31 protein-coding genes are annotated in these 22776 nt (G+C 66.8%); 2 read left to right on the top strand and 29 right to left on the bottom strand.

Annotated features, from left to right (window positions below; genetic code table 11):
* Window positions 1–68: 68 nt before the first annotated feature.
* The 29 genes from map to rpsL all read right to left on the bottom strand — a co-directional run bounded on the left by map (window position 69) and on the right by rpsL (window position 19050).
* A complete protein-coding gene (gene map / locus ACFV0Q_RS04925) occupies window positions 69–920 on the bottom strand; it encodes a type I methionyl aminopeptidase (RefSeq protein WP_385000507.1) in 852 nt (283 codons plus the stop codon).
* A gap of 93 nt (window positions 921–1013) precedes the next feature.
* Window positions 1014–1661 (bottom strand): adenylate kinase, encoded by a 648-nt coding sequence (locus tag ACFV0Q_RS04920; protein ID WP_385000504.1) that lies wholly within the window; start codon window positions 1659–1661, stop codon window positions 1014–1016.
* The gene (gene secY, locus ACFV0Q_RS04915; protein ID WP_385000501.1) at window positions 1661–2974 is read right to left on the bottom strand and encodes a preprotein translocase subunit SecY; all 1314 of its coding nucleotides are present in this window, start codon (window positions 2972–2974) and stop codon (window positions 1661–1663) included. Before secY ends, ACFV0Q_RS04920 begins: the two co-directional genes overlap by 1 nt.
* Window positions 2975–3162: 188 nt before the next feature.
* Window positions 3163–3618 carry a 50S ribosomal protein L15 gene (rplO, locus tag ACFV0Q_RS04910; protein ID WP_267012759.1) on the bottom strand — a complete coding sequence of 152 codons (456 nt, stop codon included), beginning with the start codon at window positions 3616–3618 and terminating at the stop codon, window positions 3163–3165.
* 1 nt (window position 3619) lies between these two features.
* Window positions 3620–3802, bottom strand: coding sequence for a 50S ribosomal protein L30 (rpmD, locus tag ACFV0Q_RS04905; protein WP_053682614.1), 183 nt, complete (start codon window positions 3800–3802; stop codon window positions 3620–3622).
* Complete coding sequence (gene rpsE / locus ACFV0Q_RS04900; protein WP_266574523.1) at window positions 3802–4404, bottom strand: 30S ribosomal protein S5; 603 nt, start codon at window positions 4402–4404, stop codon at window positions 3802–3804. The genes rpmD and rpsE overlap by 1 nt, the downstream gene beginning before the upstream one ends.
* Window positions 4405–4449: 45 nt before the next feature.
* Complete coding sequence (gene rplR, locus ACFV0Q_RS04895; protein ID WP_030008471.1) at window positions 4450–4833, bottom strand: 50S ribosomal protein L18; 384 nt, start codon at window positions 4831–4833, stop codon at window positions 4450–4452.
* A 2-nt stretch (window positions 4834–4835) separates the two neighbouring features.
* On the bottom strand, window positions 4836–5375 hold the full coding sequence (gene rplF, locus ACFV0Q_RS04890; protein WP_385000496.1) for a 50S ribosomal protein L6: 540 nt from the start codon (window positions 5373–5375) through the stop codon (window positions 4836–4838).
* Between the two features lie 20 nt (window positions 5376–5395).
* Window positions 5396–5794: a 30S ribosomal protein S8 gene (gene rpsH, locus ACFV0Q_RS04885; protein ID WP_007265911.1), complete on the bottom strand. Its 399-nt coding sequence runs from the start codon at window positions 5792–5794 to the stop codon at window positions 5396–5398.
* 223 nt (window positions 5795–6017) lie between these two features.
* Window positions 6018–6203, bottom strand: coding sequence for a type Z 30S ribosomal protein S14 (locus ACFV0Q_RS04880; protein ID WP_003956452.1), 186 nt, complete (start codon window positions 6201–6203; stop codon window positions 6018–6020).
* A 5-nt stretch (window positions 6204–6208) separates the two neighbouring features.
* On the bottom strand, window positions 6209–6760 hold the full coding sequence (gene rplE / locus ACFV0Q_RS04875; protein WP_030154702.1) for a 50S ribosomal protein L5: 552 nt from the start codon (window positions 6758–6760) through the stop codon (window positions 6209–6211).
* Entirely contained in the window at window positions 6760–7083 is a 324-nt protein-coding gene (rplX, locus tag ACFV0Q_RS04870; protein WP_030230645.1) for a 50S ribosomal protein L24, read from the bottom strand. Before rplX ends, rplE begins: the two co-directional genes overlap by 1 nt.
* A 2-nt stretch (window positions 7084–7085) precedes the next feature.
* Window positions 7086–7454, bottom strand: coding sequence for a 50S ribosomal protein L14 (gene rplN, locus ACFV0Q_RS04865; RefSeq protein WP_008739701.1), 369 nt, complete (start codon window positions 7452–7454; stop codon window positions 7086–7088).
* A 138-nt stretch (window positions 7455–7592) separates the two neighbouring features.
* A complete protein-coding gene (gene rpsQ / locus ACFV0Q_RS04860; RefSeq protein WP_030008467.1) occupies window positions 7593–7874 on the bottom strand; it encodes a 30S ribosomal protein S17 in 282 nt (93 codons plus the stop codon).
* Complete coding sequence (gene rpmC, locus ACFV0Q_RS04855; protein WP_008739703.1) at window positions 7874–8098, bottom strand: 50S ribosomal protein L29; 225 nt, start codon at window positions 8096–8098, stop codon at window positions 7874–7876. Before rpmC ends, rpsQ begins: the two co-directional genes overlap by 1 nt.
* The gene (rplP, locus tag ACFV0Q_RS04850; protein WP_008739704.1) at window positions 8098–8517 is read right to left on the bottom strand and encodes a 50S ribosomal protein L16; all 420 of its coding nucleotides are present in this window, start codon (window positions 8515–8517) and stop codon (window positions 8098–8100) included. The genes rpmC and rplP overlap by 1 nt, the downstream gene beginning before the upstream one ends.
* Window positions 8518–8522: 5 nt before the next feature.
* Entirely contained in the window at window positions 8523–9365 is an 843-nt protein-coding gene (gene rpsC / locus ACFV0Q_RS04845) for a 30S ribosomal protein S3 (RefSeq protein ID WP_030230639.1), read from the bottom strand.
* Window positions 9365–9712, bottom strand: a complete 348-nt coding sequence (rplV, locus tag ACFV0Q_RS04840) for a 50S ribosomal protein L22 (protein ID WP_007265904.1) — start codon at window positions 9710–9712, stop codon at window positions 9365–9367. Before rplV ends, rpsC begins: the two co-directional genes overlap by 1 nt.
* A gap of 43 nt (window positions 9713–9755) precedes the next feature.
* The gene (gene rpsS, locus ACFV0Q_RS04835; RefSeq protein ID WP_008739713.1) at window positions 9756–10037 is read right to left on the bottom strand and encodes a 30S ribosomal protein S19; all 282 of its coding nucleotides are present in this window, start codon (window positions 10035–10037) and stop codon (window positions 9756–9758) included.
* A 12-nt stretch (window positions 10038–10049) separates the two neighbouring features.
* Window positions 10050–10886, bottom strand: a complete 837-nt coding sequence (gene rplB, locus ACFV0Q_RS04830) for a 50S ribosomal protein L2 (protein ID WP_008739715.1) — start codon at window positions 10884–10886, stop codon at window positions 10050–10052.
* A 39-nt stretch (window positions 10887–10925) separates the two neighbouring features.
* A complete protein-coding gene (gene rplW / locus ACFV0Q_RS04825; protein WP_030154694.1) occupies window positions 10926–11249 on the bottom strand; it encodes a 50S ribosomal protein L23 in 324 nt (107 codons plus the stop codon).
* Entirely contained in the window at window positions 11249–11899 is a 651-nt protein-coding gene (gene rplD / locus ACFV0Q_RS04820) for a 50S ribosomal protein L4 (protein ID WP_030388861.1), read from the bottom strand. Before rplD ends, rplW begins: the two co-directional genes overlap by 1 nt.
* A 4-nt stretch (window positions 11900–11903) precedes the next feature.
* On the bottom strand, window positions 11904–12548 hold the full coding sequence (gene rplC / locus ACFV0Q_RS04815; protein ID WP_007265899.1) for a 50S ribosomal protein L3: 645 nt from the start codon (window positions 12546–12548) through the stop codon (window positions 11904–11906).
* Between the two features lie 14 nt (window positions 12549–12562).
* A complete protein-coding gene (gene rpsJ, locus ACFV0Q_RS04810) occupies window positions 12563–12871 on the bottom strand; it encodes a 30S ribosomal protein S10 (RefSeq protein WP_003948644.1) in 309 nt (102 codons plus the stop codon).
* 464 nt (window positions 12872–13335) lie between these two features.
* Complete coding sequence (locus ACFV0Q_RS04805; protein ID WP_385000492.1) at window positions 13336–14505, bottom strand: hypothetical protein; 1170 nt, start codon at window positions 14503–14505, stop codon at window positions 13336–13338.
* 187 nt (window positions 14506–14692) lie between these two features.
* Window positions 14693–15886, bottom strand: a complete 1194-nt coding sequence (gene tuf / locus ACFV0Q_RS04800; protein ID WP_266841135.1) for an elongation factor Tu — start codon at window positions 15884–15886, stop codon at window positions 14693–14695.
* 150 nt (window positions 15887–16036) lie between these two features.
* Window positions 16037–18166, bottom strand: a complete 2130-nt coding sequence (fusA, locus tag ACFV0Q_RS04795) for an elongation factor G (protein ID WP_385000489.1) — start codon at window positions 18164–18166, stop codon at window positions 16037–16039.
* A 39-nt stretch (window positions 18167–18205) separates the two neighbouring features.
* On the bottom strand, window positions 18206–18676 hold the full coding sequence (gene rpsG, locus ACFV0Q_RS04790) for a 30S ribosomal protein S7 (RefSeq protein WP_007265894.1): 471 nt from the start codon (window positions 18674–18676) through the stop codon (window positions 18206–18208).
* Window positions 18677–18678: 2 nt separating this feature from the next.
* Window positions 18679–19050, bottom strand: a complete 372-nt coding sequence (gene rpsL / locus ACFV0Q_RS04785; protein WP_007265893.1) for a 30S ribosomal protein S12 — start codon at window positions 19048–19050, stop codon at window positions 18679–18681.
* Window positions 19051–19452: 402 nt separating this feature from the next.
* Here rpsL and ACFV0Q_RS04780 point away from each other — a divergent pair, with 402 nt between their 5' ends.
* Together ACFV0Q_RS04780 and ACFV0Q_RS04775 are read left to right on the top strand one after the other, a co-directional pair.
* A complete protein-coding gene (locus tag ACFV0Q_RS04780) occupies window positions 19453–21948 on the top strand; it encodes a YfhO family protein (RefSeq protein ID WP_385000486.1) in 2496 nt (831 codons plus the stop codon).
* 90 nt (window positions 21949–22038) lie between these two features.
* On the top strand, window positions 22039–22746 hold the full coding sequence (locus ACFV0Q_RS04775; protein WP_385000483.1) for a Crp/Fnr family transcriptional regulator: 708 nt from the start codon (window positions 22039–22041) through the stop codon (window positions 22744–22746).
* The last annotated feature ends 30 nt before the right edge of the window (window positions 22747–22776 follow it).

Here is a 22776-nt window from a genome sequence, read left to right as displayed (position 1 = left end):
GACGAGTCAGTCTACGTCAGGGCACCCAGAAAGACGAATCCGGAAAGTTTGCCCCAGAGTGTAGATCATTACGCCAGCGGGTCGGGAGCCGTGGTGACTCCGTACTCCGCCAGCTTCGCCTTGCCGCAGTCGGGGCTGGTCAGGACGATGGGCCCCTCTTCGGTCAGGGCGATGGAGTGCTCCCAGTGCGAGGACCAGGTGCCGTCCGTCGTGATGACCGTCCAGTCGTCCGCCAGGACCTCCGTCTGGGCCGTGCCCAGGGAGACCATGGGCTCGATCGCCAGGCAGACGCCCGGGACGAGCTTGATGCCCTTGCCGCGCTTGCGCGAGACGTAGTTCAGCAGGTGCGGGTCCATGTGCATCTCGGAACCGATGCCGTGGCCGCCGTAGTCCTCGATGATCCCGAACTTGCCGAGGCTGTGCTCACCGGTGGTCGGCCGCGGCTGGCGCTTGATGTACGTCTCGATCGCCTTCGAGATGTCCACCAGCCGGTTGCCGAGCTTCATCGCCGCGATGCCGGCCCACATCGACTCCTCCGTCACCCGGGAGAGCTCGACCAGCTCCGGTGCGTGACCGGTGCCCACGAAGGCCGTGTACGCCGCGTCGCCGTGCCAGCCGTCGATGATGGCGCCGGCGTCGATGGAGATGATGTCGCCGTCCTTGAGGACCGTCTTGTCGTCCGGGATGCCGTGGACGACGACCTCGTTCACCGAGGTGCAGATGGTCGCGGGGAAGCCCCCGTAGCCGAGGAAATTCGACTTGGCCCCGGCGTCCGCGATCACCTTGCGGGCCACCATGTCCAGATCCCGCGTCGTGGCGCCCGGTACGGCCGCCTCACGGGTCGCCGCGTGGATCGCGGCGACGACCAGCCCTGCCTCGCGCATCTTCGCGATCTGCTCGGGGGTCTTGATCTGCACCATGGGGGCGTGCCTTCCAGCTTCGAAACGGGTCTTCTCAACAGTACGGCCGCGATGCCCTGGGGACACCGCGGCCGTACCTGCACAACAGGGGTACTACTTCTTCAGGGCGTCCATCGCCCGCTTCGTGATCTCCTGCACCTCGCCGAGGGCGGGGATCGTCACCAGGAGGCCCTGCGACTTGTAGTAGCCGATGATCGGCTCGGTCTGCGTGTGGTAGACCTTCAGCCGGTTGCGGACGGTCGCCTCGGAGTCGTCGTCACGCTGGTACAGCTCGCCGCCACAGGTGTCGCAGACGCCCTCGGCCTTCGGCGCCGCGTACGCGACGTGGAAGACGTGCGCGGAGTCCTTGCGGCAGATCCGCCGGCCGGCGATCCGCTTGACGACCTCGTCCTCCTCGACCTCCAGGTCGAGAACGGCGTCGAGCTTCATGCCCGCGCCCTTGAGCATCTCGTCCAGAGCCTCGGCCTGGGACACGTTGCGCGGGAAACCGTCGAGCAGGAAGCCGTTCGCGGCGTCCGGCTGCTCCATGCGGTCCTTGGCCATGCCGATGGTGATCTCGTCGGGGACGAGGTCACCGGCGTCCATGAACGCCTTCGCGCGCAGGCCCAGCTCGGTGTTCTGGCTGATGTTGGCGCGGAAGAGGTCGCCCGTGGAGATGTGCGGGATCGACAGGTTCTTGGCAAGGAACGCGGCCTGCGTTCCCTTGCCCGCACCGGGAGGTCCGACGAGGACGATTCGCATCAGCGGAGGAACCCTTCGTAATTGCGCTGCTGGAGCTGGCTCTCGATCTGCTTCACGGTTTCCAGACCCACACCCACGATGATCAGGATGCTCGTCCCGCCGAACGGGAAGTTCTGGTTCGCCCCGAAGCCCGCCAACGCCATTGTCGGCACGAGAGCGATCAGACCCAGGTACAGCGAGCCGGGCCACGTGATGCGGTTGAGTACGTAGCTCAGGTACTCAGCGGTGGGCCGGCCGGCGCGGATGCCCGGGATGAAGCCACCATACTTCTTCATGTTGTCCGCAACTTCCTCGGGGTTGAACGAGATCGCCACGTAGAAGAACGCGAAGAAAACGATCAGGAGGAAGTAGGCCGCGATGTAGTACGGGTGGTCACCCTTGACGAAGTGCTTCTGGATCCAGACCGCCCAGCCGGCCTGCGAGCCGCTGAACTGCACGATCAGTGCCGGGATGTACAGCAGCGACGAGGCGAAGATCACCGGGATGACACCGGCCTGGTTCACCTTGAGCGGGATGTAAGTGGACGTACCGCCGTAAGCCCGGCGTCCGATCATGCGCTTGGCGTACTGAACAGGGATCCTTCGCTGCGCCTGCTCGACGAAGACCACCAGGGCGACCATCGCGAGGCCGACCAGGATGACCACGCCGAACTCGACCCAGCCTCCAGCGATCTTGCCCTGGAGCTTGATCGTCCACAGCGCGCTGACGAAGCCGGCGGCGATGGAGATGAACATGAGGATCGACATGCCGTTGCCGATGCCGCGGTCGGTGATCAGCTCACCGAGCCACATGACGACGCAGGTACCCGCGGTCATGGTGATCACCATGGTGACCGTGGTGAAGATCGAGTGGTTCGGGACGATCTCCCGAGCGACCGGGCAGCTACCGAACAGGGCGCCGGTACGCGCGGTGGCGACCAGGCCGGTTCCCTGAAGGATCGCGAGCGCGACCGTCAAATAGCGCGTGTACTGAGTGATCTTCGCCGTGCCGGACTGACCCTCTTTTTTGAGGTTCTCCAGCTTCGGGATGACCACGGTCAGCAGCTGCAGGATGATGCTCGCCGTGATGTAGGGCATGATGCCGAGCGCGAAGATCGTGATCTGCAGCAGCGCACCGCCGCTGAACATGTTGACCAGACCGAAGAGGCTGTTGCTGCTCCCCATCGAGTCAACGCAGATCTGAACGTTCTTGTAGCTCACGCCGGGTACCGGGATGTGGGACCCGAGCCGATACAGCACGATGATGCCGAGCGTGAAGAGCAGCTTCTTGCGCAGGTCGGGCGTCTTGAACGCCCGGGCGAACGCGGTGAGCACGGTGCCTCCTGCGACCCCCGCGCTACTGCGTCAGAGGTGACGGTCTGAGGGATCGACGAATGTGTACAAGCAAAGGTGCAGGCCACCTTACCGGCGTCTGCACCTCCCGTGGAACGACCAACCGGGGATGCCCCATATGTGAGGCATCCCCGGTCGGGTTTCTAGCTATTTGTCACTGAGTTTTCGTCTTAGACGAGCTCGGTGACGGTGCCGCCCGCGGCGGCAATCTTCTCCTTGGCGGAGCTGGAGACGGCGTCAACCGAAACCTGCAGCGCCACGGAGATCTCGCCCTGGCCCAGGACCTTGACGAGGCTGTTCTTGCGCACCGCGCCCTTGGCGACCAGATCGGCCACCGTGACCTCTCCACCCTCGGGGTAGAGAGCGCCGAGCTTGTCCAGGTTGACAACCTGGAACTCGGTGCGGAACGGGTTCTTGAAGCCCTTGAGCTTCGGCAGACGCATGTGGAGGGGCATCTGCCCACCCTCGAAGCGCTGCGGGATCTGGTAGCGGGCCTTCTGGCCCTTCGTACCACGACCGGCCGTCTTACCCTTCGACGCCTCACCACGACCGACACGGGTCTTCGCGGTCTTGGCACCGGGGGCGGGACGGAGGTTGTGGGCCTTCAGCGGGCTGTTCTCAGCCATGTTAGTCAACCTCCTCAACCGTCACGAGGTGGCGGACGGTCTGCACCATTCCGCGGAACTCGGGGCGGTCCTCCTTGACGACCACGTCGTTCAGGCGCTTGAGCCCGAGCGAACGCAGAGTGTCGCGGTGGTTCTGCTTGCTGCCGATGTACGACTTCGTCTGCGTGATCTTGAGGCGGGCCATCAGACACCCGCCCCGGCACGTGCACGAAGGAGAGCCGCGGGGGCGACGTCCTCGAGGGGCAGACCACGGCGAGCCGCGATCTCCTCGGGACGCTGCAGGCCCTGGAGGGCCGCCACGGTCGCGTGCACGATGTTGATCGCGTTGTCGGAGCCCAGGGACTTCGACAGGATGTCGTGAACGCCGGCGCACTCCAGAACGGCGCGCACCGGGCCACCGGCGATAACACCGGTACCGGGGGAAGCAGGCTTCAGCAGGACAACGCCGGCCGCCTTCTCGCCCTGGATCGGGTGCGGGATGGTGCCCTGGATGCGGGGAACCTTGAAGAAGTTCTTCTTGGCTTCCTCGACGCCCTTGGCGATGGCCGCGGGAACTTCCTTGGCCTTGCCGTAACCGACACCTACGGTGCCGTCACCGTCGCCCACCACGACCAGCGCGGTGAAGCTGAAGCGGCGACCACCCTTGACAACCTTGGCGACGCGGTTGATCGCGACAACGCGCTCAACGTAAGCGGTCTTCTCGGCGGCAGCGCCACCGTCGCGACCCTTCCGGTCCCGCCGCTCGCCGCCACCGGCACCGCTTCCGCGGCGCTGGGGTCCAGCCATTGGATTACCTCTCTCTGTTACGTCCGTGAGTCCCGGAACCGGGGCTTAGAACTTCAGCCCGGCTTCGCGGGCGGCGTCAGCCAGAGCGGCAATGCGCCCGGCGTATCGGTTGCCACCGCGGTCGAACACGACGGTCTCGACACCCGCAGCCTTGGCACGCTCGGCGACGAGCGCGCCGACAGCCTGGGCCTGCGAGCTCTTGTCGCCTTCGCCACCGCGGATCGAAGCGTCCAGGGTCGACGCCGACGCCAGGGTGTGACCCTGGAGGTCGTCGATGACCTGAGCAACGATGTTGCGGTTGGAACGCGTCACGACGAGGCGCGGACGCTCCGCCGTACCCGAGACGTTCTTGCGGATGCGGATGTGGCGGCGAGCCTTGGCAGCGCGCTTGTACGCGTCGCCCTTGGCGATCTTCACACCGTATGCCATGGCTACTTACCAGCCTTTCCGACCTTGCGGCGGATGACTTCGCCGGCGTACTTGACACCCTTGGCCTTGTACGGGTCGGGCTTCCGCAGCTTGCGGATGTTGGCGGCGACCTCGCCGACCTTCTGCTTGTCGATGCCCTCGACCGTGAACTTGGTGGGCGACTCGACCTTGAAGGAGATGCCGTCGGGCGCCTCGATCAGGATCGGGTGGCTGTAGCCAAGCTGGAACTCCAGGTCGGAGCCCTTCGCGGCGACGCGGTAACCGACACCGCTGATCTCGAGAGCCTTGACGTACCCCGTGGTCACGCCGGTGATCATGTTCGCCACCAGCGTGCGGGACAGGCCGTGCAGGGCCTTGTTCTGACGCTCGTCGTTCGGGCGGGTGACGTTCAGAACGCCTTCCTCACCCTTGACGATCTCGATCGGCGCCTTGACGGTGTGCGCGAGGGAACCCTTGGGGCCCTTCACGGAGACCGTCTGGCCGACGATGGTGACGTCCACACCGGCGGGAACCTGGATGGGGAGCTTGCCGATTCGCGACATTGCTTTTCCTCCGTTCCCGACTACCAGACGTAGGCGAGGACTTCCCCACCTACGCCCTTCTTGCCTGCCTGCTGGCCGGTCAGGAGACCGTGGGACGTGGAGATGATCGCCACGCCCAGGCCGCCGAGGACCTTCGGCAGGTTGGTGGACTTCGCGTACACGCGCAGACCGGGCTTCGAGATCCGCTTGATGCCCGCGATGGAGCGCTCACGGTTCGGCCCGAACTTCAGCTCGAGGACGAGGTTCTTGCCGACCTCGGCGTCCTCGACCTTCCAGCCGGTGATGAAACCCTCCTGCTTGAGGATCTCCGCGATGTGCGACTTGATCTTGCTGTGCGGCATTACCACGGTGTCGTGGTACGCCGAGTTAGCGTTACGCAGACGAGTGAGCATGTCTGCGATCGGGTCAGTCATGGTCATGAAGTGGCCTTCGGCCTCTCTCGCCGGGGTTTCCTGTATGCGCCATCCCTCTCCCCACTCAGAGGCGGGACGGGTGCGGCGCGGGGACCTACGGCGTAGTAAGTCGTTATGGGCGGCGGACGCCCAACCACACAAGCCTAAGGCATGCGCGGGCGGGCGGCCGCCGTCCAGATGCTTACCGAGAGTGCCTGGTACCGCTCAAGTCCTTGCGGACGAGAGGGATTTACCAGGAGCTCTTGGTCACGCCCGGCAGCTCGCCACGGTGAGCCATCTCACGAAGGCACACGCGGCACAGGCCGAACTTGCGGTACACGGAGTGGGGGCGACCGCAGCGCTGGCAGCGGGTGTACGCACGCACACCGAACTTGGGCTTACGGGCAGCCTTCGCGATGAGAGCCTTCTTCGCCATCTCGCTTACGCCTCCTTGAAGGGGAAGCCGAGGTGACGAAGGAGCGCGCGGCCCTCAGCGTCGTTGGTCGCCGTGGTGACCACGGTGATGTCCATACCCCGGGTACGGTCGATCTTGTCCTGGTCGATCTCGTGGAACATGACCTGCTCCGTGAGACCGAAGGTGTAGTTGCCACGGCCGTCGAACTGCTTCGGCGACAGACCACGGAAGTCACGGATACGCGGCAGCGCGAGCGACAGCGTACGGTCCAGGAACTCCCACATGCGGTCACCACGGAGGGTGACGTGGCAGCCGATCGGCTGACCCTCACGCAGCTTGAACTGCGCGATGGACTTGCGGGCCTTCGTGACGGCCGGCTTCTGACCGGTGATCGTCGTCAGGTCGCGGATGGCGCCGTCGATCAGCTTGGAGTCGCGGGCGGCGTCGCCCACACCCATGTTGACCACGATCTTCACGAGGCCGGGGATCTGCATGACGTTCTCGTAGGAGAACTCTTCACGCAGCTTGCCCGCGATGTCCTCGCGGTACTTCGTCTTGAGACGCGGAGTGGTAGCCATCAGATGTCCTCACCCGTCCGCTTGGCAACGCGGATCTTGTTGCCCTCGTCGTCGAAGCGGAAACCGACGCGGGTAACGACCTTCTGGCCGTCCTTCTCCACAACCAGCTGAACGTTGCTGACGTGGATCGGCGCCTCGGTGATCACGATGCCACCGGTCTGCGAGCCACCAGCGGTCTGGCCGGCCTTGGTGTGCTTCTTGACCCGGTTGACACCCTCGACGAGGACGCGGTCGTTGGCGGGGAAGGCCGCGATGACCTTGCCCTGCTTGCCCTTGTCCTTACCGGTGATGACCTGAACCAGGTCGCCCTTCTTGATCTTCATGCTTACAGCACCTCCGGCGCGAGCGAGATGATCTTCATGAACTTCTTCTCGCGCAGCTCACGGCCCACCGGGCCGAAGATACGGGTGCCGCGAGGGTCGCCGTCGTTCTTCAGAATGACGGCGGCGTTCTCGTCAAAGCGGATGTACGAGCCGTCCTGGCGGCGACGCTCCTTGACGGTGCGAACGATGACCGCCTTGACGACGTCACCCTTCTTCACGTTGCCACCGGGGATCGCGTCCTTGACGGTGGCGACGATGACGTCACCGATGCCCGCGTAGCGGCGACCGGAACCACCGAGAACACGGATGCAAAGGATTTCCTTGGCACCAGTGTTGTCGGCGATACGCAGTCGCGACTCCTGCTGGATCACGTGTATCTCCTGTTTGTCTGCCGGTTCCCGGCGGGGGCCTCACTCCGAAGAGCTACCGCCCCCACCGAGCCTGGCGGAACGAACCTGAGGGAAACCCCTCAGACTGTGTCTGTTTGGAATTCGCTTGCGCGAATTTCCTTACTTGGCCTTCTCGAGGATCTCGACGATGCGCCAGCGCTTGCTCGCCGACAGCGGACGCGTCTCCATGATGAGGACGCGGTCGCCGACGCCGGCAGCGTTCTGCTCGTCGTGCGCCTTGAGCTTGTTCGTACGGCGGATGACCTTGCCGTACAGGGCGTGCTTCACGCGGTCCTCGACGGCGACGACGACGGTCTTGTCCATCTTGTCGCTGACGACCAGACCCTCACGGGTCTTGCGGAAACCGCGCTCGGTCTTCTCAGTCACGTTGTTCTCGCTCATCAGGCGCTCTCCACCGTCTCGATACCGAGCTCACGCTCGTGCATCAGGGTGTAGATGCGAGCGATGTCCTTACGGACGGACTTGAGCCGGCCGTTGTTCTCCAGCTGACCCGTGGCCGCCTGGAAGCGGAGCTTGAACAGCTCCTCCTTGGCCTCGCGCAGCTTGCCAACGAGCTCCTCGTTGCCGAGCTCACGCAGCTCGGACGCCTTGGTTCCCGTCGCCATCACGACTCACCTGCCTCGCGCCGAACAATCCGGCACTTCATCGGAAGCTTGTGAGCAGCGCGGGTGAGCGCCTCACGAGCAATCTTCTCGTTCGGGTAGGACAGCTCGAACATGACCCGGCCCGGGTGCACGTTGGCGATCCACCACTCGGGAGAACCCTTACCGGAACCCATGCGGGTCTCGGCAGGCTTCTTCGTCAGCGGGCGGTCCGGGTAGATGTTGATCCAGACCTTGCCGCCACGCTTGATGTGGCGGGTCATCGCAATACGAGCCGCCTCGATCTGGCGGTTCGTCACGTAAGCCGGGGTCAGCGCCTGGATGCCGTACTCACCGAACGTGACCTCAGTACCGCCCTTGGCCATACCGCTGCGCTTCGGGTGGTGCTGCTTGCGGTGCTTGACCCTACGAGGGATCAGCATGTCGGTCAGGCCTCCGTTCCGGTGCTCTCGGCCGGAGCGGCGGCGGGAGCGTCGGCCTTGGGGGCCTCGACACCAGCAGCCTGCTGCGGCTTGCGGCCACCACGGCCGCCGCGCTCGCCACCACGGCCACCACGGCCGGCGGGACGGTCGCCAGCGCCCTGAGCACCACGGGCCGGGCGGTTACCCGCACGGGCCGCAGCGTTCTCGGCGCGAACCTCGGCGATGTTCTTGACGTCGCCCTTGTAGATCCAGACCTTCACACCGATACGGCCGAAGGTGGTCTTGGCCTCGAAGAAGCCGTAGTCCACGTTCGCGCGCAGCGTGTGCAGCGGCACACGACCCTCGCGGTAGAACTCGGAGCGGGACATCTCGGCGCCGCCGAGACGGCCGCCACACTGGATCTTGATGCCCTTGGCGCCGGCCTTCATCGTGCCCTGCATGCTCTTACGCATGGCGCGACGGAAGGAGACGCGGGAGGAGAGCTGCTCGGCAACGGCCTGGGCAACCAGCTGAGCGTCAAGCTCGGGGTTCTTGACCTCGAGGATGTTCAGCTGGACCTGCTTGCCCGTGAGCTTCTCGAGGTCACCGCGGATGCGGTCGGCCTCGGCGCCACGGCGGCCGATGACGATGCCCGGACGAGCGGTGTGGATGTCCACACGCACGCGGTCACGGGTGCGCTCGATCTCAACCTTCGAGATGCCGGCGCGCTCCATGCCGGACGTCATCATCCTGCGGATGGCGACGTCTTCCTTGACGTAGTCCTTGTACAGCTTGTCGGCGTACCAACGCGACTTGAAGTCGGTGGTGATGCCGAGCCGGAACCCGTGCGGGTTTACCTTCTGGCCCATTACCGGGAACCTTCCTTGCTGCTGACGACCACGGTGATGTGGCTGGTCCGCTTGCGGATCCGGTAGGCACGGCCCTGGGCACGCGGACGGAACCGCTTCAGGGTCGGGCCCTCGTCCACGTACGCCTCGCTGATGACCAGCGTGGAGGCGTCCGGGTGGTTGTAGTTGTGTGCGGCGTTGGCAATGGCGCTGTCCAGCACCTTGCCGACCGGCACGCTCGCGGCCTGCGGGGCGAAACGCAGGACCGCCTGAGCCTCCGTGGCATCCATGCCACGGATAAGGTCCACCACTCGGCGGGCCTTCATGGGCGTGACGCGGATGTACCGCGCCTGGGCCCTGGCTTCCATGGTTGTCCCTTCGGTGTAAGTCATAGTCATAACCACCCCGCCTTTAGCGGCGCTTCGACTTCCGGTCGTCCTTGACGTGGCCGCGGAAGGTGCGAGTCGGCGAGAACTCGCCGAGCTTGTGGCCGACCATCGACTCGGTGACGAACACCGGGACGTGGGTCTTGCCGTTGTGCACCGCGATGGTGTGACCCAGCATGCTGGGGATGATCATCGAGCGACGGGACCAGGTCTTGATGACGTTCTTGGTGCCGGCTTCGTTCTGGACGTCCACCTTCTTTACGAGGTGGTCGTCGACGAAGGGCCCCTTCTTGAGACTGCGCGGCATCTAAACCCGCTCCTAGCGCTTCTTGTTCGTCTTGCGGCGGCGGACGATGTACTTGCTCGAAGCCTTCTTCGGCGAGCGAGTACGACCCTCCTTCTGACCCCACGGGGAGACCGGGTGGCGACCACCACTGGTCTTGCCCTCACCACCACCGTGCGGGTGGTCGACCGGGTTCATCGCGACACCGCGGACGGACGGGCGAACGCCCTTCCAGCGCATGCGGCCGGCCTTGCCCCAGTTGATGTTCGACTGCTCGGCGTTGCCGACCTCGCCGACCGTCGCGCGGCAGCGCGCGTCGACCAGGCGGATCTCACCGGAAGGCATACGAAGGTGGGCCATCGTGCCCTCCTTCGCCAGCAGCTGCACGGAGGCACCCGCGGAACGGGCGAACTTGGCGCCACCACCGGGACGGAGCTCGATCGCGTGGATCGTGGTACCGACCGGGATGTTGCGAAGGGCCAGGTTGTTACCGGGCTTGATGTCGGCCGTGGGGCCGTTCTCAATCCGGTCGCCCTGCTTCAGAGCCTTCGGCGCGATGATGTAGCGCTTCTCGCCGTCCGCGTAGTGCAGGAGCGCGATGCGCGCGGTGCGGTTGGGGTCGTACTCGATGTGCGCGACCTTGGCCGGCACGCCGTCCTTGTCGTGACGACGGAAGTCGATCACGCGGTAGGCGCGCTTGTGTCCACCACCCTGGTGGCGAACGGTGATCCGACCGGTGTTGTTACGGCCGCCCTTGCTGTGCAGGGGGCGAACCAGCGACTTCTCCGGCGTGGACCGCGTGATCTCGACAAAGTCGGCGACGCTGGAGCCACGACGGCCCGGGGTCGTCGGCTTGTACTTGCGGATACCCATTTCTCAGTCCTCGTCCGATTCCGGACGACTAGACCTCCGTTAGGAGGCCTGGCCGCCGAAGATGTCGATTCGGTCGCCCTCAGCGAGGGTCACGATGGCGCGCTTGGTGTCAGCGCGCTTGCCGAAACCGGTCTTGGTGCGCTTGCGCTTACCCTGACGGTTGATCGTGTTGACCCCGGTGACCTTGACCCCGAAGACCGCCTCGACGGCCTGCTTGATCTGGGTCTTGTTGGAGCCGGGCGCGACGATGAACGTGTACTTGTTCTCGTCCAGCAGCGCGTAGCTCTTCTCCGAGACAACCGGCTTGATCAGCAGGTCGCGCGGGTCGGTGAAGGTCTTGCTGGTAACGGTCGCCTCAGACATCAGGCGTCGCTCCCTTCGGTCTCATCGGCCTTGGGGCCAGACACGAAGGACTCGAAAGCGGCCTGAGTGAAGACCACGTCGTCAGAGACGATCACGTCGTACGTGTTCAGCTGGCCCGGCTCCAGGATGTGAACCTGGGGCAGGTTGCGGGCGGACAGCCACGCGGCCTCTTCGGCGCGGTCGACGACCAGGAGCAGGTTCTTGCGCTCCGAGATCTTGCCGAACAGCGTCTTGGCGGCCTTCGTGGAGGCGGCACCCTCGACCACGCCGGTGACGACGTGGATGCGGGAGTGACGCGCACGGTCCGAGAGGGCACCGCGGAGGGCGGCGGCCTTCATCTTCTTCGGGGTCCGCTGGGAGTAGTCACGCGGCTGCGGGCCGTGGACGACGCCACCGCCGACGAACTGCGGAGCGCGGGTCGAACCCTGGCGAGCGCGGCCGGTGCCCTTCTGGCGGTACGGCTTGCGGCCACCACCACGGACTTCGCCACGACGCTTGGTCTTGTGCGTGCCCTGACGGGCAGCAGCCAGCTGGGCGACAACGACCTGGTGGATCAGCGGAACGCTGGTCTTCGCGTCGAAGATCTCCGCGGGGAGCTCGACGGTACCGGCCTTGTCGCCTGCCGGCGAAAGGATGTCAATGGTGCTCATTACCTCAAGCCCCCTTGGCCGCGGTACGGACCAGGACGAGGCCGCCGTTCGGACCGGGGACCGCACCCTTGATAAGGAGCAGACCCTTCTCCGCGTCAACCGCGTGGATGGTCAGGTTCTGGGTGGTGACGCGCTCGTTACCCATACGACCGGCCATGCGCATGCCCTTGAAGACACGCCCAGGGGTGGCGCAGCCACCGATCGAACCGGGGGAGCGGTGCTTGCGCTGCACACCGTGACCGGCGCCGAGGCCCCGGAAGTTGTGCCGCTTCATGACACCGGCGAAGCCCTTGCCCTTGCTGTTGCCCGTGACGTCAACCTTGACGCCGGACTCGAACACCTCAGCAGTGATCTCCTGGCCGAGCGTGTACTCGCTGGCGTCGGAGGTGCGGAGCTCCACCAGGTGGCGGCGGGGGGTCACGTCGGCCTTGGCGAAGTGGCCCTTGAGGGGCTTGTTCACCTTGCGCGGGTCGATCTCGCCGAAGGCGATCTGGACCGACTCGTAGCCGTCGATGTCGTTCGTACGGACCTGGGTAACGACGCAGGGTCCGGCCTTGACCACGGTCACCGGGACGACACGGTTGTTCTCGTCCCAGACCTGGGTCATGCCGAGCTTCTCGCCCAGGACGCCCTTGATCTGCTTTGCCATCTTCTCGACGCCTCTCAGAGCTTGATCTCGATGTCAACGCCGGCCGGAAGGTCCAGGCGCATCAGCGAGTCAACGGTCTTGGGAGTCGGGTCGAGGATGTCGATCAGGCGCTTGTGCGTGCGCATCTCGAAGTGCTCGCGCGAGTCCTTGTACTTGTGCGGCGACTTGATGACGCAGTACACGTTCTTCTCAGTGGGCAGCGGCACCGGGCCCGCGACCGACGCACCAGTGCGCGTCACCGTCTCGACGATCTTCTTCGCCGAGGAATCGATGACCTCGTGGTCGTAGGCCTTGAGCCGGATGCGGATCTTCTGTCCCGCCATGGCTACTCCGTAGTCCTGTCTGTATGTGGAAACGCTCTGGCTCTCGGTCGGCTGCGGGACGGATCCCGCGGCTTCTCTCCGACCCACGCGGTCGGGCGTGTCGCACTCCCTCTACAGAAAATTCCCATACGGAAATTCCCTCGTCCAAGGGGATGCGGTCCCGGACCGCGCATCGGGGGAGAAACACCCACCGAGTGCCTGGTGGGCACCGTGCTGACACTTCCCAGAAGATTCCCGTACGTCCGTCCTCATTGCTGCCCCGAAAGGCAGATTAAGGACGACGAGTACTGTGGGACTCGCTTCCGGTCCTCCCGGCGGGAGGCGCACAGCATCGGCACTCAACCGAGCAACTTGAGTAGTCTGCCATACGAGACACGTACCTGGCCAATCGGGCCGAAGAGAATACCCCGCCGGACGATCACGTCAAACTGCGGCGCGACGGTTTCCCGGCGGGGCCTCCCTGGTCAGGACCGCGTGAGGGTCCTGCACCCCGCGCCCTGAATGTCGCCGCTGCGGTCGTACGGATCCGTCGCCGGTCCGGAAGGATGCGTTCCGCCCAGCGCGTCCTGCGGGAAGTCCGGATGCAGGAAGCCGCCGGTCGCCTCGCACTGCACGTTCGACCACTCCGAGTGGTACGCGTGCAACTGGAGCTTCCCCTTGGTGGCCTGCCAGCGCGACGGATCGAGCAGCGAGAAGGTGATCTGCCGGCGCACGATCGTCCGCTGCACGCTCCGCTCCCCCTTCGTCATCGGGTGCACGAAGGTGTAGTCGGTGACCACCCGGAGTTCCCCCGGGTCCCCCGCTTCCGCCCGCATGCTGCCGCGCACCTTGACCACGTCGCCGACGGGCCGGACCTCGGCCGGGTCGAAGCGCGTGAACAGGGTGACGGGGTTGTCCGGGGCGCCGGGCTGCGCCAGGGCGCGCTCCAGGCGCTGCGGCACCTCCGGCTGCTGGGGGTCCAGCAGCGCCAGTGCCGCCTCCGGCCGCGCGCCCCGCAGGGTCGCGGGGTCCAGGTTCGCGGCGACCAGGAAGGCCTTCGCCTTCGCGAGCGCGTCCGCGACCTGCTCCTGCGACATCCCGGCCAGGGCGGTCGCCGTGGGCACCTCGATGGCGGCGGCGCCGTCCGCCCACTGCAGGGCCGGAGAACCCCGGAACGGGTCCTTCAGGGTCGGCTGGTCCGGGTACACGTCCCCCGGGGCCGCGGTCGGGCGTACGGACTCCGCCGGCAGCGGGGCGGCCTTAGCGGCCTCCTCACGGGCCTCGGCCTTGCCCGTCAGCTTGTCGATCACCAGCTCCGGCCGTACGGCGACCAGCGCGAGCGCCGCGATGAAAACGATCGCGGCAGCCGCCTTGAGCCGCCGCCTGCCCTTCCCCCGGCCCTCCGTCTCCTGCCACGCCGGCCCGGTCCGCCACCCCGGCGGATCGTTTCGCCCCGGCTTCGGCCGACGCCCGAACCCCCCGGGCCGAGCCGCCCGCGCCCTGGCCTCGTCCTCACCGCGCAGCCGTTCGGTCACCATCCGCGCCCGCGCCGACGGCTCCTTCGGAGCGTCCGCGGACTCCCGCGCGATCTGCTCGCTGAACCGCGCCCACTCCTCGTCGGAGATGCCCGGCCCGCCGTCGTCGTGCTGCCCCATACCGCTTCCCACCCCTGTGACCCCATGCGATGTACCCGAACTGCCGGTGAGCCTCTCACAGGGCCCTTACGCGGCTTTTATGGGGGTACGGAGAAGGGCCCCTCCCCCGCCGCCGGAGCGGTGGGAAAGGGGCCCTTCTGCCGAACATGGTGCCCGCTCGCGCGAGCTACCAGGTCAGAGCACGAAATTACTTCGTGATCTTGGTGACCTGGCCGGCGCCCACGGTACGACCACCCTCACGGATGGCGAACTTCAGGCCCTCCTCCATGGCGACCGGCTGGATCAGCGCGACCGTCATGTCGGTGTTGTCGCCCGGCATGACCATCTCGGTGCCCTCGGGGAGGGTCACGACGCCGGTCACGTCCGTGGTACGGAAGTAGAACTGCGGGCGGTAGTTGTTGAAGAACGGGGTGTGACGGCCACCCTCGTCCTTCGACAGGATGTACGCGGCGGCCTCGAACTCGGTGTGCGGCGTGACCGAACCGGGCTTGATGATGACCTGGCCGCGCTCGACGTCCTCGCGCTTGATGCCACGGAGGAGCAGACCGACGTTCTCGCCGGCCTGGCCCTCGTCGAGCAGCTTGCGGAACATCTCGATGCCGGTGACCGTGGTGGTGGTCTTCTCGGTCTTGATGCCGATGATGTCGACGGTCTCGTTGACCTTGAGGACACCACGCTCGATGCGGCCGGTGACGACGGTGCCACGACCGGTGATCGTGAAGACGTCCTCGACGGGCATCAGGAACGGCTTCTCGGTGTCACGCGGCGGGGTCGGGATCGCCTCGTCGACGGCGTCCATCAGGCCGAGGAGCTTGTCGCCCCACTCCTTGTCGCCCTCGAGCGCCTTCAGCGCGGAGACCTGGACGACCGGCAGGTCGTCGCCCGGGAAGTCGTACTCGGAGAGCAGCTCGCGGACCTCGAGCTCGACGAGCTCCAGGATCTCCTCGTCGTCCACCATGTCGGCCTTGTTCAGGGCGACGACGATGTACGGAACGCCGACCTGGCGGGCCAGGAGCACGTGCTCCTTGGTCTGCGGCATCGGGCCGTCGGTGGCGGCGACCACGAGGATGGCACCGTCCATCTGCGCGGCACCGGTGATCATGTTCTTGATGTAGTCCGCGTGACCCGGGCAGTCGACGTGGGCGTAGTGACGCGCCTCGGTCTGGTACTCGACGTGCGCGATCGAGATGGTGATACCGCGCTGACGCTCCTCAGGAGCCTTGTCGATCTGATCGAAGGCCGAAGCCGCGTTCAGGTCCGGGTACTTGTCGTGCAGCACCTTGGTAATGGCGGCCGTGAGGGTCGTCTTACCGTGGTCAATGTGACCGATGGTGCCGATGTTGACGTGCGGCTTAGTCCGCTCGAACTTCGCCTTCGCCACGGGGGTCCTCCTGAGAGTGGTTCTGTACGCCTTGAATCATCGGCGCCAGGTGATCTTTGCTGGATAGCCGGTTCCCCCGGGGCAACGGGAGGGTTACTCCTGTTGCCCCAGAGGCTCCGGTGGCAAGCCTAAAGCGTGTACTCGGAAGAGTTACTCGCCCTTGGCCTTCGCGATGATCTCCTCAGCGACGTTCCGGGGAACCTCGGCGTAGGAGTCGAACTGCATCGAGTAGCTGGCGCGACCCGAGGTCTTGCTGCGGAGGTCTCCGACGTAGCCGAACATCTCCGAAAGCGGCACGAGGCCCTTCACGACGCGGGCGCCGTGGCGCTCCTCCATGGCCTGGATCTGGCCACGGCGGGAGTTGATGTCGCCGATGACGTCACCCATGTAGTCCTCGGGCGTGGTGACCTCTACGGCCATCATCGGCTCGAGGAGCACGGGAGAAGCCTTGCGCGCGGCCTCCTTGAAGGCCTGCGAACCGGCGATCTTGAACGCGAGCTCGGAGGAGTCGACCTCGTGGTAGCCACCGTCGAGAAGCGTGACGCGGACGCCCGTCATCTCGTAGCCGGCCAGGATGCCGAACTGCATGGCCTCCTGCGCACCGGCGTCGACCGAAGGGATGTACTCCTTCGGCACGCGGCCACCGGTGACCTTGTTCACGAACTCGTACGCCGGACCATCGGCGTCCGTGATCGGCTCGATCGCGATCTGCACCTTGGCGAACTGACCGGTACCACCGGTCTGCTTCTTGTGGGTGTAGTCGTGACGGTCCACGGCCTGGCGGATCGTCTCGCGGTACGCGACCTGCGGCTTGCCGACGTTGGCCTCGACCTTGAACTCGCGCTTCATACGGTCGACCAGCACCTCGAGGTGCAGCTCGCCCATACCGCCGAGGATGGTCTGGCCCGTCTCCTCGTCCGAGTGAACGTGGAAGGAGGGGTCCTCCTCCGCGAGACGCTGGATGGCGACACCCAGCTTCTCCTGGTCACCCTTGGACTTGGGCTCGATGGCGACCTGGATGACCGGAGCCGGGAAGTCCATGGACTCCAGGATCACGGGTGCCTTGTCGTCACACAGCGTCTCACCGGTGGTGGTCTGCTTCAGGCCCATGACGGCGACGATGTCGCCGGCGCCCACCGCGTCGATCTCTTCACGCTTGTTGGCGTGCATGCGGTAGATCTTGCCGATGCGCTCCTTCTTGCCCTTGACGGAGTTCAGCACCGAGGTGCCGGCCTCCAGGCGGCCCGAGTAAACCCGGACGAAGGTGAGCTTGCCGAGGTGCGGGTCGCTCATGATCTTGAACGCCAGCGCCGCGAGGGGCTCCTCGTCGGACGGCTTGCGCTTCACGACCAGCTCCGCGTCCTTGACGTCGTGGCCCTCGATGGCCTCGATGTCCAGGGGCGACGGCAGGTAGCGGACGACGGCGTCGAGCAGGGGCTGGACGCCCTTGTTCTTGAACGCCGTGCCACAGAACACCGCGGTGATCGTGGCGCCCGTGCCCTTGCCGGAACCGATGATGATGCGACGCACGGCGTCGTGCAGCTGCTCGACGGTGGGCTCGACGCCCTCCAGGAACAGCTCCATGAGCTGGTCGTCGTTCTCGGCGACCTGCTCCACCAGCTTGGCGCGCCATTCCTCGGCGGCCTCGGTGTGCGTGGCGGGGATGTCGACGATGTCGTACATCTCGCCCTTGGTCGCCTCGGCGGACCAGACGAACGCCTTCATGGTGACGAGGTCGACGACACCCTGGAAGTCGGCCTCGGCACCGATCGGCAGCTGCATGACGATCGGGACCGCGCCGAGGCGGGACTCGATCATGTCGACGCAGCGGTGGAACTCGGCACCGGTACGGTCGAGCTTGTTGACGAAGCAGATGCGCGGCACGCCGTAGCGGTCCGCCTGACGCCAAACGGTCTCGGACTGCGGCTCCACACCGGCGACACCGTCGAACACGGTGACGGCGCCGTCGAGGACGCGGAGCGAACGCTCCACCTCGACGGTGAAGTCAACGTGACCCGGGGTGTCGATGATGTTGATGGTGTGGTCGACGTCCTCGAGCGGCCAGTGGCAGGTCGTCGCGGCAGACGTGATCGTGATGCCGCGCTCCTGCTCCTGCTCCATCCAGTCCATCGTGGCAGCGCCGTCGTGGACTTCACCGATCTTGTAAGACACACCGGTGTAGAACAGGATGCGCTCGGTGGTGGTCGTCTTGCCCGCGTCGATGTGAGCCATGATGCCGATGTTGCGCACCTTGGCCAGGTCAAGCGAAGTGGTAGCCATATCGGCTCAGTCTTCTCTCGGTCTCGATGTGGGTTGGGACTACCAGCGGTAGTGCGCGAAGGCCTTGTTGGACTCGGCCATCTTGTGCGTGTCCTCGCGCTTCTTGACGGCCGCACCGAGGCCGTTCGAGGCGTCGAGAAGCTCGTTCATCAGGCGCTCGGTCATGGTCTTCTCGCGGCGGGCGCGGGAGTAACCCACGAGCCAGCGGAGCGCCAGGGTCGACTGGCGACCCGGCTTGACCTCGACCGGAACCTGGTAGGTCGCGCCACCGACACGGCGGGACTTGACCTCGAGGGACGGCTTGACGTTCTCCAGCGCGCGCTTCAGCGTGATGACCGGGTCGTTGCCGGTCTTCTCGCGGAGGCCTTCCATGGCGCCGTAAACGATGCGCTCGGCGGTGGAGCGCTTGCCGTTCAGGAGGATCTTGTTGATGAGCGAGGTCACCAGAGGAGATGCGTAGACCGGGTCGATGATGACCGGGCGCTTCGGGGCGGGGCCCTTACGAGGCATTCTTACTTCTCCTTCTTGGCGCCGTAGCGGCTGCGGGCCTGCTTGCGGTTCTTGACAGCCTGGGTGTCAAGCGCACCGCGGATGATCTTGTAACGAACACCCGGCAGGTCCTTCACACGGCCACCACGCACGAGCACGATCGAGTGCTCCTGCAGGTTGTGTCCCTCACCCGGAATGTAAGCGGTGACCTCGATGCCAGAGGTCAGACGCACACGCGCGACCTTACGCAGCGCCGAGTTCGGCTTCTTCGGGGTGGTCGTGAACACACGCGTGCAGACGCCGCGACGCTGGGGCGAAGCCTCAAGCGCGGGGGTCTTTGTCTTCTCGACCTTGTCCTGCCGGCCCTTACGGACCAGCTGCTGGATCGTAGGCACTACTTCTCCGGTTTCTGTGTGCCGTGTAGTGAAGCTAACCTGGAACATTTGCCGACCCACGCGGTCGGGTGTGTCGGATCCGGCGGACCTCCGCGCAAGCACGGAAACGCATGGATCGCGGTGGCCGATGCGGGCTCGCATGCGGTTGATGGACACGCACGGGAGCCCAGGCACACCCCAGGCACAAGGTCTGAGCGTACCCACCGCATCCACTCCGGTCAAAACATAAGCCTCACCGCCCCGGCTCAAGCGGCCTCACAGCTCAGGCGCCACACGGGCGTGGGCCCCTCGAGCCGGGGTGGCCGTGCGGTCGTCACGCCGGCGTGGTAGAGCGGGCGAACTACACTGCCAGCGAATCCCAGCGAGTCAGACCAAATACGTACGAGCGCCAGGAGCAGGACATTGGGGACGGTCACCACGGAGCCGACGACGGCGGACACCCCGCCGCCCCCCGGCGGCGGCCGGACCCCCGGGTCCCCACGCCGTGCCGGGCGGCTGACCCGCCTCTACGGGCCCCTGCTGGCCTTCCTCGTCACCTCGGGCGCCTTCTGCGCGGCCTGGGCGGCCCGCGGCGGCTTCCCCTTCGGCAACACCGGCCGGGCCATCAACGACCAGGCCAACCAGTACGTGCCCTTCCACCGCGCCCTGTGGGACCTGGTCCACGGCCAGGCCGCCGGCGACGTCCTGTTCAGCTGGCGCGGCGGCTTCGGACAGCAGTTCCTGTCCGACTACTACACCTACCTCGGCAACCCGTTCTCCTGGCTGGCCGTGCTGGTCCCGCGCGAGCACGTGGACCTGGCCGTCTTCGCGATCACGCCGGTCACGATGGGCACCGCAGCCGCCCTGATGACCGTCTACCTCGGCAAGCTGCACCCCGGCCCGTGGTGGCAGCGCGGCGTGCTCGGGGCGACGTACGGACTGTGCGGGTGGGCGCTCAGCGACGCCTCTTACATCCCGATGTGGCTGTGGGGCCTGGTCGCGCTCCCGCTCCTCGGCATCGCCGTCGAATGGTGCCTGGAGGGGCGCCGCTGGCCGGGCGTGGCGCTGTTCGTCGCCCTCGCCTGGTACGGGAACTTCTACACCGCCATGATGGCCACGATGGCCGCCTGCGTCCTGCTGGCCGTCCGGCTCGTCACCCTGGACCTGACCGGCGCGCAGCGGCTGCGCGCCCTGTGGCGGGCGGCCTCGGCGGCGGCGGTGGGCATCCTCCTGACCCTGCCGCTCCTCCTGCCGTCGTTCCTGTCCAGCGGCGCGGCGCAGCCCACGAAGGCCGCCGCCTTCGACCCGGTGCGGATCGAGGTCTTCCTGGCCGGGATGCTCCCGGCCACCCACCTGTGGGGCGGCCGGCCGCGCCTGTACGTCGCCTCGCTGGGGCTGATCCTGGCGGGCAGCTTCCTCTTCAACACGGCCATCGCGAAGAAGACCCGGCTGGTGTGGGCGGCCGCGACCCTGCTCGTCGTCGCCTCCTTCCAGTTCCCGCCGACCCAGTACGTGTGGCACGGGCTGGCGGTCCCGAACGGCAATCCGTACCGCGAGGCCTTCGTCTTCAGCGGCATGGTGGTCATCGTGGCCTGGCTGGCGCTGGCCCACCGGCCGCGCCCGCTCCACCTGGCCCTCGCCGCCGCGCTGCTGGTCGTGGCCACCTTCGTGCTGCGCCACACCGACGACTTCGGCGGCTGGACCTGGCCGGCCGTCCTGGGCGGCGGAGCGGTCTCCCTGCTGGCCCTGGTCCTGCTCGCGCTGGGCGGGAAGCGCCGCGTCCTGATCCCCGTGGCGGCGGTCCTGATGGTCGGCGTGGTGTTCGCGGAGTCCACCGTCGCCGCGGCCAACGCCGACGCCCGCCGGGCGCGCGAGCGCTGGGCGAAGCCGGCCGCCACCTCCAGCCGGTCGATCACCGACCACCACGAGGCCGTCCGAGGGGTGGACGGCTGGCCCGCCTACCGGACGGACTCGGGCGCGCCGCAGACCTCGTACAACGACGCCCTCGCCCTCCAGGCGGAGGGCCCGCAGTACTACAGCAGCTACCTGCCCGAGGCCACGTACCAGGCCCTCGAACCCCTCGGCTACGGCTACAAGAACGACGGCCGGACCTTCTTCGGCGCCGACAACCCGGTGCTCGACGCGATCTTCTCGATCGGCGCCCGGGTCCGCCCCGGCGCCGCCCCGGGCACCTGGACCGCCTCGAAGTTCCCGGCGCCGCCGCTGGTCACGGTCCGCACCACGGGGTACACCTCCCCGAACCCCGCCGACAGCGTCTACGCCCGCCAGGAGACCGTCCTCGGCGCCACCGTCTACGACGTCCCCGAGGTCACCCGGGGCGGCACCGCCACCGAGCAGACGTACGCCGCCCAGTGCACCCCCGGCTCCGAGGCCTACTGGTACTCCCCCGAGCTCTACGGCACCCTCCGCGCCGGAGCCACCCGGCTCCCCCTGGAGGACCGCATGAGCGGCGTCCTGCCCCTGGGCCCGGTCCCCGCGTCCGGCCGCCTGGAGGTCACCGTCGACACCCGTACGGCGAACGCCACCGCCGGCCGCCACCCCATCAGCTGCCTCGACCGCGCCGCCCTCGACACGGCGGTCGGCCACCTGACCGCCACCGGCGCCACGAAGGTCACCGCGGGCGGCCACACCATCGAGGCCACCCTCCCGAAGGGCGCCACGGGCACCGCCGTCTTCGCCATGACGGCCGTCCCGGGCTGGCAGTGCGACGCCCCGCTCCGCCCCTTCCACGGCCTGGTCGCGGTCCCCCTCCCCCCGGGCACGGAAAAGCTCTCCTGCACCTTCACCCCCAAGGGCCTCACCCCAGGCCTGGCCGCCGCCACCCTGGCCCTCCTCACCCTGGCCTCGGCCACCACCACGCCCTACCTCCGCCGCCGCCGGGGACCCCGGACAGGCTGACCGTCTCTTCAGGGCCAATCCCGCTGTTTCCGCAGCCCACGAAGCCGCAGGGTGAGTACATTGGCTGGCCGGAATGATCGGGGGACTCGCATGGATTCGGGTTATCTCCCGGGCGACGGAGGGCTGGACGATCGCGTCCCCTTCCTGGCCCGGCTGGAGCTGGAAGACGCCACCGCCTTACGGAAGCTGGGCCGCGAGCTGGCGTTCGATCCCCGGGCTCCGCTGATCCAGCAGCACGAGCCGTCGACGCACGTGCTGCTCATCCTCACCGGATGGACCAAGGTCACAGCCTCCGCGCCCAGTGGCTATCAGGGCCTCCTCGCCCTGCGCGGACCCGGCGACATCGTCGGCGAATCGTCGGCCGTGACCGGCCGTCCCCGGTCGGCGACCGTCACTGCCCTGGAACCGGTCAGGGCCGCGGCCATCGATCACCGCACCTTCCGCGAGTTCATCGCGCGCTCCCCCTCGGTGGCTCTCACCCTCCTCGGCCTCACCGCCGACCGCACGCGTTCCGGCGATCGGCGGCAACTGGAGTTCGCTTCGATGAGCGTCCGGGAGCGCCTGGCCACGCTTCTCCTCGACCTCGCCCGAACGCACGGCCGTCGCACCGACGACGGCGTGGAGATCACCGTCCCGCTCACCAAACAGGAGCTCGCAGGTGCGGTCGGGGCCTCGCGCGAGATGGTGCAGCGGCAACTGAAGGACCTCCGCGACCGGGGTGTCGTGAGCACCGGCCGCCGTGCGCTCGTGATCGTACGACCGGACGTCCTGCGGCGGATCGGCCGCCCGGGCGCCTGAGCGGTCAGTGCACACGGTCACACTCCCAGT

Origin of the sequence: Streptomyces sp. NPDC059564 (assembly GCF_042735575.1) — a bacterium.
Taxonomy (GTDB): Bacteria; Actinomycetota; Actinomycetes; order Streptomycetales; family Streptomycetaceae; genus Streptomyces.
The sequence above is the reverse complement of the archived record's forward strand: the minus strand, read 5'-3'. Positions and strand labels throughout refer to the sequence as shown.